The 13,567-nt window shown below is 43.3% G+C and carries 10 protein-coding genes; 7 read left to right on the forward strand and 3 right to left on the reverse strand.

The features are described 5' to 3' along the window. Positions 1-5 precede the first annotated feature (5 nt). From MB380_RS18265 to MB380_RS18285, 5 genes are all read left to right on the forward strand, one after another. Entirely contained in the window at positions 6-821 is an 816-nt protein-coding gene (locus tag MB380_RS18265) for a sugar phosphate isomerase/epimerase (RefSeq protein ID WP_253529533.1), read from the forward strand. A gap of 69 nt (positions 822-890) precedes the next feature. Beyond that, positions 891-2,015: a Gfo/Idh/MocA family protein gene (locus MB380_RS18270; protein WP_253529535.1), complete on the forward strand. Its 1,125-nt coding sequence runs from the start codon at positions 891-893 to the stop codon at positions 2,013-2,015. An 84-nt stretch (positions 2,016-2,099) separates the two neighbouring features. Next, the gene (locus MB380_RS18275; RefSeq protein WP_253529537.1) at positions 2,100-5,783 is read left to right on the forward strand and encodes a PVC-type heme-binding CxxCH protein; all 3,684 of its coding nucleotides are present in this window, start codon (positions 2,100-2,102) and stop codon (positions 5,781-5,783) included. A 195-nt stretch (positions 5,784-5,978) separates the two neighbouring features. Beyond that, complete coding sequence (locus tag MB380_RS18280) at positions 5,979-7,187, forward strand: AraC family transcriptional regulator (protein WP_253529550.1); 1,209 nt, start codon at positions 5,979-5,981, stop codon at positions 7,185-7,187. A gap of 51 nt (positions 7,188-7,238) precedes the next feature. Continuing rightward, positions 7,239-8,897 carry a serine hydrolase gene (locus tag MB380_RS18285; RefSeq protein WP_253529552.1) on the forward strand — a complete coding sequence of 553 codons (1,659 nt, stop codon included), beginning with the start codon at positions 7,239-7,241 and terminating at the stop codon, positions 8,895-8,897. Between the two features lie 129 nt (positions 8,898-9,026). Here MB380_RS18285 and MB380_RS18290 read toward each other — a convergent pair whose 3' ends face one another. Further along, positions 9,027-9,476 carry a GatB/YqeY domain-containing protein gene (locus tag MB380_RS18290; RefSeq protein WP_253529554.1) on the reverse strand — a complete coding sequence of 150 codons (450 nt, stop codon included), beginning with the start codon at positions 9,474-9,476 and terminating at the stop codon, positions 9,027-9,029. 213 nt (positions 9,477-9,689) lie between these two features. Here MB380_RS18290 and MB380_RS18295 point away from each other — a divergent pair, with 213 nt between their 5' ends. Together MB380_RS18295 and MB380_RS18300 are read left to right on the forward strand one after the other, a co-directional pair. Next, the gene (locus MB380_RS18295) at positions 9,690-10,406 is read left to right on the forward strand and encodes a pyridoxine 5'-phosphate synthase (protein ID WP_253529556.1); all 717 of its coding nucleotides are present in this window, start codon (positions 9,690-9,692) and stop codon (positions 10,404-10,406) included. Positions 10,407-10,533: 127 nt separating this feature from the next. Further along, positions 10,534-11,415 (forward strand): T9SS type A sorting domain-containing protein, encoded by an 882-nt coding sequence (locus MB380_RS18300; protein ID WP_253529558.1) that lies wholly within the window; start codon positions 10,534-10,536, stop codon positions 11,413-11,415. Positions 11,416-11,468: 53 nt separating this feature from the next. Here MB380_RS18300 and MB380_RS18305 read toward each other — a convergent pair whose 3' ends face one another. Together MB380_RS18305 and MB380_RS18310 are read right to left on the reverse strand one after the other, a co-directional pair. Then, entirely contained in the window at positions 11,469-12,161 is a 693-nt protein-coding gene (locus MB380_RS18305) for a molybdopterin-dependent oxidoreductase (protein WP_253535607.1), read from the reverse strand. Between the two features lie 65 nt (positions 12,162-12,226). After that, on the reverse strand, positions 12,227-13,564 hold the full coding sequence (locus MB380_RS18310; RefSeq protein WP_253529561.1) for a GntP family permease: 1,338 nt from the start codon (positions 13,562-13,564) through the stop codon (positions 12,227-12,229). Positions 13,565-13,567: the final 3 nt, after the last annotated feature.

A 13,567-nucleotide genomic window follows, 5' to 3' on the forward strand; every position in this document is an offset into this window, starting at 1 on the left:
TCGGGATGAATCTCCTTTTGTGGGGAACAGAAATAAACGAGAGTCTTTTTCCGGTATTGGAAGAAATAAAAGCTTTGGGGTTTGATGGCGTTGAAGTACCCATTTTTGATACAGACCCATCGCACTGGTATACCTGGCGTGCAAAACTAGACGAGCTGGAACTGGACAGAATTGCGGTAACCATCTGTGGCCCGGACTTTAACCAGATAAGCCCCGACCCTGCCATGCGTAAAGCCACGCTTGAACGTAATAAAAGAGCTGTTGACTGTGCCATGGTTTTAGGCGCTAATTTGCTTAATGGGCCCTATCACTCCGCCCTCGGACAATTTACCGGCCAGCCACCAACCGAGCAGGAATGGCGCTGGGCAGTTGAAAACCTGCAAGAACTGGCCGATTATGCCGATAGCCTGGGCATTACCTTAGGCCTTGAGTACCTGAACAGGTTTGAAAGTTATCTGGTGTCATCAACCGACGAGCTAATTAAACTGGTAGAAGACGTAGACCACCCTGCCTGCAAAATAATGTTCGATACCTTCCATGCCAATATTGAAGAAAAAAACCTGGGCGATGCCATCAGGAAGCTGTCTAAGCACCTGGTTCATATTCAGGTATCAGAAAACGACCGAAGCACCGTAGGCAAAGGAAACGTGAACTGGGAAGAGGTTTTCAAGGCTGTGGAAGAAATCAAGTATGACGGCTGGCTGTCGGTAGAAGCCTTTAGCCAGAAACTGGCTGTGGCCAATATCTGGCGTAAAATGTTTGACTCAGAAACACAATTAATGAAAGATAGTCTTAGTTTTTTAAAAAATAGTATTGGCTGAAATCCCGTAAAGCGCGTGTGTCATGCACACCCAGAATGGATTTAACCCGAACCTAAAAACAAATAAACCATGTCAAAGAAAATCAATATTGCTATCGTCGGCCTTGGCTTCGGGGCTGAGTTCATCCCAATCTATCAGCGCCATCCGCATACCAATATGTATGCCATCTGCCAACGTAACGTAGAGAAACTGAATCAGATCGGAGATGCCTTCGGCATTGAAAAGCGTTACTCAGACTATGACGAGCTACTGAAAGACCCGGATGTAGATGCAGTACATATCAATTCGCCTATCCCTAACCACGCCGAGCAAAGCCTGAAAGCCTTGTATGCAGGCAAGCACGTAGCTTGTACGGTACCTATGGCTACTTCGGTAGAAGACTGCATGGCTATTGTGAAAGCAGTAAAAGAAACAGGCAAAAAATATATGATGATGGAAACCGTGGTTTATGCCCGCGAGTTTTTGTTTGTAAAAGAATTATACGAAAAAGGCGAACTGGGTAAGGTACAATTTCTGAAAGCAAGCCACCAGCAGGATATGGACGGTTGGCCAGATTACTGGCCCGGCTTACCCCCTATGCACTACGCTACTCACTGCGTAGGCCCGGTAGCTGGCTTGCTGAAACTGGAAGCCGAATACGTTTCTTGTTTTGGTTCAGGCACTATTCGTGAAGAACTGGCGCAAATCCATAATTCACCTTTTGCGGTTGAGTCAGCACATATCAAATTCAAAGACAGCGACCTGAGCGCGTATGTGTATCGTTCACTATTTGATGTTGCCCGTCAATACCGTGAAAGCTTTGAGGTGTACGGCTCGAAAAAATCTTTTGAGTGGGCGCTTATTGAAGACGAACAACACGTAATACACACCGCCAAAAAGCCTGAACACGAAATTCCGGAAAAAGTAACGGTGAAAGACTACGCAGAGCTATTGCCTGAAGGCATTCAGCAGTTTACAACCAAAGGTGTGTATGATCTGGGTGAAAACAACCACTTGTCGTTCACGCAGGGTTCCGGTCACGGAGGGTCACACCCGCACCTGGCTCATGAGTTTGTGATGGCGCTGGTTGAAGACCGTGAGCCGTTCCCGAATGCCGCACAGTCTGCCAACTGGACAAGCGTAGGTATTCTGGCACATGAGTCTGCCATGCAGGGTGGTAAAATCATGTACCTGCCAGACTTCACAAATGCTTAATTATATCATTCGGGGCAGGCTAATACTGCCCCGAATACTTGTAGGTCTATTCAATATTCATTGCCCTGCTTTATTTTTATACTTATGAAAAAAACACTCATATTCCTGATGTTTCTGCTTTGGCAAGGCGTTCAGGCACAAAAAGCCCGCCGACTGGAAATTCTTTTTCTGGGCGACAACGGGCATCATAAACCCATAGAAAGGCTCCCTACGCTAATGGCCGCATTAGGCGCAAAAGGTGTTAATTTTACTTATACCGACCATCTGGAAGACATCAACCCGGCCAATCTGGCTAAATATGATGCGCTGATGATTTATGCCAACTGGGACGAAATAACCCCCGCTGCTGAAAAAGCCCTGTTAGATTACGTGGCTTCCGGCAAGGGTATTCTGCCTATCCATTGCGCCTCATTCTGTTTCCGTAATTCGCCTGAGTACGTTAAAATGGTAGGCGGGCAATTCTGGAGACATAAGATGGATACCATTCAGGTGCAGACAGTTTTGCCTACGCATCTCATTGTAAAAGATTTACCGGCAATCAAGGCTTATGACGAAACCTACCTGCACAGCCATTTGCAACCAGACAACAACGTATTGCAGGTAAGAGAAATAAAGGCCGATCAAAAAAGCGACAGACCAGAAACCAATATTGAGCCTTATACCTGGACCCGCACTTATGGTAAAGGCCGTGTGTTTTATACCGCTTACGGGCACGATAACAACACCTGGAGCAACAGGGGTTTTCAGCAATTGCTTTATAATGCCATCGTTTGGGCAGTTGACGAAAACGCCCGTTCAGCCCATGCGGCTCTAAACCCGAAACCGTTTGAATACAGAGAGGCCAATCTTCCAAACTATGAAAAACGCCCCGGTGTGCCAATGCAACAATTGCCGCTACCACCCAGTGAATCAATGAAGCATATTCAGGTGCCGGCCGATTTCACGCTGGATTTATTTGCAGCAGAACCCAATGTACAACACCCGATTGCGATGTCGTGGGATGAAAAAGGTCGTTTATATGTACTCATTACCAAAGATTACCCGAACGAAAGAAAAGATAACGGCGGAAGCGACTACATTCTGATTTGTGAAGACACCGACAAAGATGGCAAGGCCGATAAATTTACGCGTTTTGCCGATGGCCTGAGCATTCCTACCGGAATGGTGTTTGCCAATGGTGGCCTGATTGTTTCTCAGGCGCCACACATGTTGTTTCTGAAAGATACCGACGGCGATGGAAAAGCCGACGAGAAAAAGATATTGTTCTCTGGTTTTGGAACGGGCGATACCCATGCCGGGCCATCTAACCTGCATTATGGTTTTGATAACTGGATTTGGGGTAGCGTAGGGTATTCAGGTTTTGCAGGTAAACCCGTTGCCAATAGCGATAGCGTAAAATTCTGGCAGGCATTGTTCAGATTTAAGCCTGATGGCTCAAAAATTGAATGGATGACCAGCACCTCAAACAATACCTGGGGTATGGGCTTTAATGAAGCCGGAGACGTTTTCGGGTCAACGGCTAACAACTCGCATGGTTGGTATATGGCTATCCCGCATCGTAACTTCCTCAATCCGGGTTTCAACTCAGACAACGGAAGCCGCTCAACAGATACGCACAAAGACATGAAGCCCATTACTGAAAAAGTAAGGCAGGTAGATGTTTTTGGTGGATTCACCGCGGCGGCAGGTCATAATTTTTATACAGCAAGGGCGTACCCTAAAAAATACTGGAACCAGATTGCCTTTGTAACCGAACCAACCGGCCACGTGGTGCATCAGAATCTGATGGAGAAAAAAGGGACTAACTATGACGACAAGGAATCGTTTAACCTGATGGCCGGTGCCGACGAATGGTTTGCGCCTGTATTTGCCGAAGTTGGCCCAGACGGCGCCGTTTGGGTAGCAGACTGGTATAGCTACATTATTCAGCATAACCCAACCCCTAAAGGCTTTGATAACGGGTCGGGTAACGCCTATGAAACCAACCTGCGTGATTTCACACATGGCCGTATATATAGAGTAGGCTGGAAAGACGCCCCTGCTTATACGCCTTTGGCTTTAAGTAAAGACCGCCCTGACGAGTTGCTGGCAACGCTGAAAAACAATAATATGTTTTGGAGAAGCCATGCACAAAGATTATTGGTTGAACGCGGAAAAACAGATGTGGTTCCGGCTTTAATTGCCCTGGTAAAAGACCAGTCGGTAGATGAAATCGGGCTTAACACTGCGGCTATCCATGCCATCTGGACCTTGAAAGGCCTGAGTGCAATAGAAAGCAACCCGCAAGCGCTACAAGCGGTTATCAGTGCATTGAAGCACCCTTCATGGGCAGTGCAGAAAAATGCCATTCAGGTTTTACCAATTACCAAAAGCTCGGTTGATGTTATCTTACAAAATGACCTGCTGAACAGCAAAGAACCTTTAGTGGTATTAAACGCCATTCTGGCACTTAGCGAAATGCCGCTTACGGCTGCCTCTGAACAAGCTTTGCTTAACCGTATGGAGCAAGCCACCGAAAGCACCGACCGCTGGTTGCCTGATGCTTTTGCAGTTGCATTAACAAGCCATAAATCGGCGTTATTGAAAAAACACCTGAATAAAATGGCAGGAGCCAAAACTGCAGCGCCTATGACCCATGACCACTCGGCTATGAACCATGGCACTTCAGCCCCAAAAGAAGCACCAAAAGCGCTTCCTGCTCCTTCTGCCGGTGTTGATTTGCTGATTTCAAATGTCCGTACCGAACCTTCGTCTCCTTATGTGCGTGAAGGTATGCGTTACTTTGTTGAGGTGAAAAATAACGGAAAAGACTCAGTAAAGAAAGGCAACGTTGTAACACTTCGGATTGACATTGCAGGCATGGAACAGAAATTTACCGTATGGAGCATGGTGCATAACACCGGAATAGCCCCGGGCGAAACAGTAACTATTTCTAAAAACACGAATGGCCCGTGGTCTGGCGACTTCTATTTCTCTAATGATATACCAGGTGATTATACCTTCAATATCATGGTTGACTATGAAAACAAAATAGAAGAAAACAACGAGAAAAATAATTATTACAGCAAGAAGATTACCGTGCAACAGGCACAGAAATTAGCCACATTTGCGCTTGAAAGAGCCGCCAGAAGTTATGCTTCTGTAATGCCTGCGGACACCCTGGCAAGCCTGCTGAAATACTATGATAAACTACCCGCTACCGAAAACGTTGCCTTGCTGAAAGGTATTTCGAACGGCTGGAACCCTCGTAGAAAAGGAACACTGAATGCAGAGAATGCCCGATTCATAGCCTCTTTGAACAGCAAACTGACCGAAACAAATGCAGAAAGGCTTAATAAGCTAATGGTAGCATGGGGACTGAAAAGTGCCAACGCCGACGATGACAAAGAAGCCATTGTTATCAACATCAAGTCTGTAAAAGAAGAAATGAAGTTTGACAAAAAGGAATTTACCGTTAAAGCCGGTAAACCGGTGGTGCTGGTGTTTGAAAACCCTGATGCCATGCAACACAACATTGTAATTGGCAAGCAGAAAAGTATGGAGATAATTGGAAATGCAGCCGATAAAATGATTACCCAGAAAGACGGTGCCGAGAAAAACTATGTACCCGGCATACCGCAGGTAATTGCGGCAACACCATTGGTGAATCCGAACGAAACCTATCGTCTGAAATTCACAGCTCCGGCTGAAGCAGGTAACTACCCGTTTGTGTGTACATTCCCCGGCCACTGGCGATTAATGTTCGGAACAATGAAAGTAGTGAAGTAATAAAACTACTTAAACATAAAGAAACACGTACAATAGATTGTAATTACCTTCACAAACAGCTTCTCGATTGAGAGGCTGTTTTGTTTTTAGGCAGCGGCAACCATTGAAATTAAATAATGCATTTCCTGAATAGCCTTTTTTATGTTATCTTAGGATGCAATATTTGACCAGATACAGGCCTTTTACATAAACAGAATGGTATTTAATTTCAACCCCAAAAGCACTTTATTATTTGTCTTTTTCTTTCATGGTCTGGTCTACACAGTTTTGTTACTATTGAAAGGCCTACTGAAAGAGACCAAATCAAACATTTGGCTAAGCGCTTTGGTATTTTTAAGTACATTGTATATTGTACCATTTATGTGTGGCTACGCCGGCTGGTATGGGAGTAACCCCTACCGCGAATTTTTGTTCTACTTTCCGTTTCAGCAACTATTCTTACTCCCTCCTGTTTTATATTTTTATACTAAGTCTTTGCTAGACACCTCCTTTAGTTTTTCTAAAAAAAATTACCTGCATTTTTTACCTGCCTTGCTTTATCTGGCCTACACGCTTTTTGTCTGGCTGGTTGATAAAGTAATGCTGAAAAACAACTATTTCCATCAGGATGGCCGCGACAAAGACTTTGCCGGCTGGTATCAGGCACTTGGGTTTCTGTCTATGTTCTTTTATCTGATTTTAAGTCTGCGTGTATACAACCGTTATAAAACCCTTACGTATCAGACTGTGAGCTTTGCTGAAAAAATCTTGTTTGCTTGGGTAAAACAATTTCTGTTGGCCATGCTGATTCTTGTGGTTTTAAGAGCGTTATTTTTTGTCTTAAACCCCGAATGGAATAATTTCGGTAACAAATTCTGGTATTACCTTTGCTTTTCTATTCTGTTCTATTATATCTCAATTAGTGGCTACTCAAATTATTTCCAAAGTGTTATAGGGCTAAACCATTCCAATCTGTTTTATGAAGGCCAGGATGATACCCAACAGCAAAACGCCACAGACGGGCCTGATACCAAAACGCAATTAAATGCAGTTGACACTAAAGAATTTGAATTGTTAAAAACTGAAATTGAGCGGGCCATGATAATTGACCACCTGTTCAAAAACCCTGAATTAACATTAACCGACCTGGCAAATCACCTGGGCATGCAAAGTAAGAGGGTCTCTCAGATAATTAATCAGGGATTCGGGCTAAACTTTAATGACTTTGTAAATCATTATCGCACGCTGGAGGTAATCAGAATTTTGCAATCAGATAAACCCAGCCTCATCACTTTATTGGGTATTGCATTAGACAGCGGCTTTAATTCAAAGTCAACTTTCAACAGAGCCTTTAAGAAGTACACCTCTTTAACACCCAAAGCCTATCTTGAAAAAATAAAGCAGCAAAATGGTATCAAATCATGATTTGAAGCGATACCTCGCAGGTTTTAACAGACTTTTGCTAAAAAAAACTCAATGAAAATCAAACGCTTATTACCGTTTTTTGTTTCTGTAGCCATTGCAAGTATTCAATTACAGGCACAGGAGGTCTCTCAGGCATCAATAAAGAAAGCGCTCGACTCAATAGCGTTGCAAGACGTAGTACCTGGAGGCCCCGGTATAGCAACCGGCATTGTAAAAAACGGAAAGATTATATACATCAAATACGCCGGCTACGCCAACCTCGCCGACAGCCTCTTAATCAGCCCGCAATCACGTTTCAATATTGCCTCCAATGGTAAACAATTTACCGCATTGGCTATATATATCCTTGCCAAAGAGCAAAGGTTGAACCTAAAAGATGATATCAGAAAATACCTTCCAGAAATCTTTAAAGACGCCGGGTTTAAAATCAGCATAGAAAACCTGCTGAATCATAGCAGTGGCATCAGAGATGTGTACGACTTATGGTCTTTAAAAGGTATCACTTGGTGGAAACAGACATTCAGTAACACAGATGCTTTGGACCTGATAAAAAATCAGAAAGAGTTAAACTTTGCCCCGGGAACCCAATATCTGTACAGCAACTCAAACTATATTTTGCTGGCCGAAATAATCAGGCGGGTAACCCAAACGTCTTTCAGGAAATATACCGACACCCTGTTCCAAAAATTAAAGATGCCCAATACCGGCTTTAACGATGATTATAAAAATATTCAGGGGCCAGTTGCTAAGCCCTATTTTAATTTTAACACCTGGACAGGCTATGACTGGACCTGCGACATTGTCGGAGATGGTAACCTCTTTACAACACTTGAAGACCAGTTGCAATGGGAGAAAATCATTCAGGAAAAACAAACCGGATATATTGCTGCCGATTTAATTTCAAAGAGCCAGAAACCCCTTGAGGGGTCAGCCATCCGTAACTATGGCTTGGGACTGGAATTCGGGAAATACAAAAATTTCGACTATAGTTTTCATGAAGGAACCACCGGCGCCTGGAAAGCCACCACCCTCCGTTTCCCTCAGGAAAACCTATCAATTGTAACACTTACCAACAGTGGCAAGGCAATACCAGCCATGCAAAGCAGGCAAATGGCAGATATTTTGTTAGGTATTGACCCAGGCCATCAAAGTTATCTGACAAAACCGGCAAATACTGGAAAATACCTTACACAAGACGAAGTATTGGGAGCTTACCAGACAGATAACCATTTTACTTTCCGATTTGAGATGCGAGATACATCGCTTTTTTTACTAAGAGCAGGCCGAAACGATACCCGTTTGTTGAGGGAATCTGCCAACGTTTTCCATCAATGGAACGACCCCGCCTTTAAGCTGGAATTTAAACCCAATGCACAAAATGAAATGGAGGTTACCGCTTACTACACCACACATGCGCCTTATTCGCTTAAAAGAGTAAATGCAAACTGGGGTGGTTACAATTATGAAAAGCTAAACGGCATATTCTATAATGCAGAAACAGGCGTAACATTAACGCTTAAGCATCAAAAAGATAAAACGTACAATCTTTCGTTTGGAAAAAACAACCGGAGTGGTTTTTTGGTATCAACTACAAAATTATCAGCCGATAATTACAGCCTGGAATTCGCACAAAATGCTCAAAAAACAGTTGAAGAACTTTTTATTGATTCAGACCGCCTCAGAAAAGTAAGATTCGTTAGAGTGAGGTAACTTTCTAAAATATGTTGAATTAAAATTAGCTTCAAACTTATGATTAACAATCTCTTTGAAGCAAAAATTTTAAACGATAATACCTTGCAGCGCTCCAAGGTATTATCGTGTTCTGGTACCACAACTTAATTACGCCAAAAGCGATTTTACAGTGGCAGATATCGCTTTACCGTCGGCCAGTCCTGCCAATTCCTTGGTGGCGGCACCCATCACTTTACCCATGTCAGATGGGCCGGAAGCACCAACTTTGGCGATAATCTCCTGCAATTTGGCTTTCAGCTCGTCTTCTGATAATTGTTTCGGTAAAAATTCTTCAATTATAGCTAGCTCGGCTAACTCTTTATCTAATAAATCAGGGCGGTTTTGCTGACGGTAAATATCTGCCGAATCTTTTCTTTGCTTGGCTGCTTTTGTTAATAATTTCAACTCTTCATCCGGTGTCAACTCACCTGTCTTTCCCTCTTTGGTTTCTTCCAATAAAATAACTTTTTTAATGTCTCTCAATGCCATAAGTCTCACCTGGTCACGAGCAAGCATCGCTGCCTTAATCTGTGCGTCAATTTCTGTTTTTAGTGCCATTTTGCTGGTAGTTTATTGTATATTCAATACAATTACCTGATTATTGCAGAACAATCAGGCAATTGGTTATGTTGCTGTTTACGTATTTAAACAATAAGCTTGTTAATTTTGGTTCTTTCGGGAACTCATTCTTAAATCTAATGAGTTATTTAATTTAAAATATAGCGGCAAACTATCCGGTTCTTCAAATTATTTTCTCCTAAAATAATCAACATGACAAAATTATCAGTAAATATCAATAAAATAGCAACTTTAAGAAATTCTCGTGGCGGAAATATGCCGAACGTCGTAAAAACAGCTATTGACTGCGAAAGATTCGGCGCCCAAGGCATTACGGTACACCCCCGGCCAGACGAACGCCATATCCGTTATCAGGACGTTTACGACTTAAAGGAAATTGTTACAACTGAATTTAACATTGAGGGGAATCCGACGGAGGCCAAATTTGTAGAACTGGTATTGGCCAACAAACCTACCCAGGTTACATTGGTACCCGATGCACTCAATGCCATAACGTCAAACGCAGGTTGGGATACCATCACCCATCGTGAGCGCCTGAAAGACCTGGTGGCTACTTTTAAAAGCCAGGGCATACGGGTATCTATTTTTGTTGACCCCATTGAACGCATGGTAGAAGGCGCCGCCGAAACGGGCACCGACCGCATTGAGCTATACACAGAGCGTTATGCGGAGGTCTATCCGCACAACAGGGAAGAAGCTATCAAAGACTACGCAAAAGCCGCAAAAGTTGCAGAACAGGTAGGTCTGGGTGTAAATGCCGGCCATGACCTGAGCCTGGAAAACCTCTTGTACTTTAAAAAGAATATTCCGAATCTGCTTGAGGTATCTATTGGCCATGCACTTATTTGTGATGCCCTCTATTACGGCCTCGAAAACACTATACAACTGTATCTCAGACAGTTACAATAGGATTCCTGTGCCTTCATTAACAATTTTTAAGAAACTTTAACACCAAAAAAAGTACCACTTCACTATGTTTGTGCAACATTCGGCCTGATGCCATTGTCTTTATCTTAAAGTTTCTAAATAAAAAATTATGAAAGCTACATTCCGGAATTCTATCAAAGCTAGTTTTTTGGCTGCATTGGCCATCGCTTCGTTTGCGTCTTATGCACAAGACAAGAAAGAGAAAAAAAGCACTGTTCGTGTAAGAATCGAACAGGACATTAACGGTAAAACCAAAGTACACGAAAAAAACTTTGATGCCACCGGCCTGACCGACAAACAAAAAGAAGAACTGATTCAGAATTATCAGGATTCGGTAATGGCCAAAAATAAAGAAAACGTGCGTGGTACCAAGGTTGAGGTAGAAAGCTTCAGCGATAATGAACGAGAGAGAATATCAAACAATGACGACCATTTTGAAAGGCGTCTGGATATTGATTCAGAAAAACCGCGTGTAAGAGCCTATAGCCGTGGCCGCAACGGGAATGATAATCACTTTGAATTCGGTGATGATGACGATGCGATAATCAGAGAAAAACCGCGTACAAGAGTGTATCGCAACGACAGAGATAAAGATTTTGAAACTCACTTTGACCTTGACATGAAAGGCCTTAACGAGAATCTTAATCAATTAGGCAAAGATCTGAAATTTGAGTTTAAAACTTTTCCTGATGTTTTTGATTTTGACGGCAGCGCATCAAGCAAAACCGTTCGTGGTTTGAGCGTTTATCCTAACAATCCGAAAACAGAAATACTGAATCTTCGTTTCAATAGCCAGCAAAAAGGTGATGTAAGCATAAAAGTGATGGATTTAAAAGGCAACGTAATTGCCAAGGACGAAGTCAGGGATTTCAGCGGCGAGTATGTAGGCCAGATTAACATCGGCAAACATAAAGGAGTAGTATTCGTGATGGTTACCCAGGGAGAGGATGGCACAGTAAAAAGAGTGAACCTTTCTGCCGTTAAAGAATAAGATTTACTTCCAATTGTAAAAGGGCCATACAGCCTCTTTTTTATTACCTATCATCAACTATACCTGTCGTTCCGCCACGGATAGGCCGTATTAGAATAGCCTCTTTCTTCCCAGAAGCCCAATTTGTTTTTAGGCAAAAACTGAATGCGCTTAATCCATTTAGAGCCCTTCCAGGCATATAACTGCGGGGTAATCATTCTTACAGGGCCACCATGTTCTTTGGGCAGAGGCTCCCCATAAACGGTATGTGCCAGTAAAACATCAGGTTTCAGGGCTTCTTCAATCGATACGTTGGTCGTGTAGGTATCATATCCATAACACATAATGTGCGTTGCCGTTTCTTTAGGTTGTACCAAAGCGGCTATGTCCATCAGTCTTACACCCTCCCAGACCATATCCATTTTAGACCAGGTGGTTACACAATGGAAATCGCTGGTGTCTTCTACCTGTGGTAAATCCATAAAGTCATGCCAGGTAAGCACAACAGGGTTTTCAACTTCGCCATCAATAGTTAATCGCCAGCGGTCAAGTGTTATGCTGGGGTGATACCCAAGGTCTAGCACAGGCCATTTTTGAGTGACTGTTTGGCCCACAGGTAATAGCGGCATCCCGTGCCTGTTGATTTTCCCTGTCCCTAAAGGGCGGTCGTCGGCAACAGACGGTGTACTTTTCATTTTATCTTCGAAGCGAGCTTTCAGTTTCATTCTCGCTTCAATAATTTTATCCAGTTTGCTTACCTCTTCCATCATTTAAGGAGTTTATTTCACACAACAAACTTTCGTGCCATTTAGTTAAAAGCAGTGCCATTTTTCTAAAAAGCATGATACAGTAAATAGATAACACAAACGGTAATAATACTTACCACACCCTGCAAACCCGTAAGAATAGTATGCGTTTTATAAGCATCGGCTTGTGTAAGACCTGTAAATTGAGACACCACCCAGAACCAGGCGTCGTTGGAATGAGAAACCGTCATGGCACCACTGCCAATGGCCATTACCAGTAGGGTCAAATCAAATGGTTCGGTAAAACCCATTGCAGCAAGTAAAGGCGCCAGTATGCCAGACGTTAACACCATTGCAGTAGTGGTAGACCCCTGAGCGGTTTTAAAAAAGGCTGCCACCAGAAAGGCAATGAGCAGAAATACAATGCCCGAGGTTTGATTAGCCATTAACCAATCGCTTACAATGTCTTTGAGTGGGGTTTCTTTCAGCACCGCTCCAAAAGCCCCACCTGCGCCCACCAGCACCAGTGTAGTGCCGCAATGTTCGATACCACTTTTGAAACATGCAAAAATTTTCTCGAATGGTTTTTCAGGAAACAGGCTGAACGAAAAAAATATGGCTATCAGAAAAGAAACCAAGGGACTTCCGAAGAAATTCAGCCACTTGGTTAATGATTCGTCAAGGTGAAGAATTTTGCCAAAAGATGCCACCGTGATTAATATAATAGGCAAAATAATTGGCATGAAGGCCTTCCAACCGGCAGGTAGTGTGCTTACATGAGCCACGTTCAGATTATCTTCTTTGTCTTCAATGATATTCAGATTCCGGGCATAGTTCTTTGCAAACCAGGTAGATAAAAATAAACTTGGTACAGAAACCACCAAACCCACCAGAATAACCAACCCTACATGATGCGACAAATTTAAATTTCCGGCCGCCGACAATGGCCCCGGTGTTGGGGGTACTAGCGTATGTGTAGCAAAAAGACCACCCGATAGCGCAATGGCAATTGTGCCCAGCGGCCGGTTGGTCTTTTTAGCCACAATTTTGTTAAGCTTTGCCAGAATAATGAAGCCTGAATCGCAAAAGACAGGAATACCCACAATAGCCCCGATAACCGACATGGCCAATGCGGGGTATTTCTCGCCGAATAGTTTCAATATAATATCTGCCACCTTAATGGCTGCCCCCGATTTATCAAGAATGGAGCCTATTACACAACCCAGTATAACCATCAGGCCGATTTTCGACATCAATTCGCCAAAGCCCTTTCCGATGGTATCAGCCAGTTTATCAATGGGCAAGCCTGCAAATATACCCACACCCAGCGCAGCCAGTAACAGACCCACCAGAGGGTGCAGCTTAAACCAGGTAGAAGACAGAATAATAAAAACAATGGCCAGAAAAACAATGGGTATAATCATGCA

This window comes from Emticicia sp. 21SJ11W-3, assembly GCF_024138715.1.
Lineage (GTDB): Bacteria > Bacteroidota > Bacteroidia > Cytophagales > Spirosomataceae > Emticicia > Emticicia fluvialis.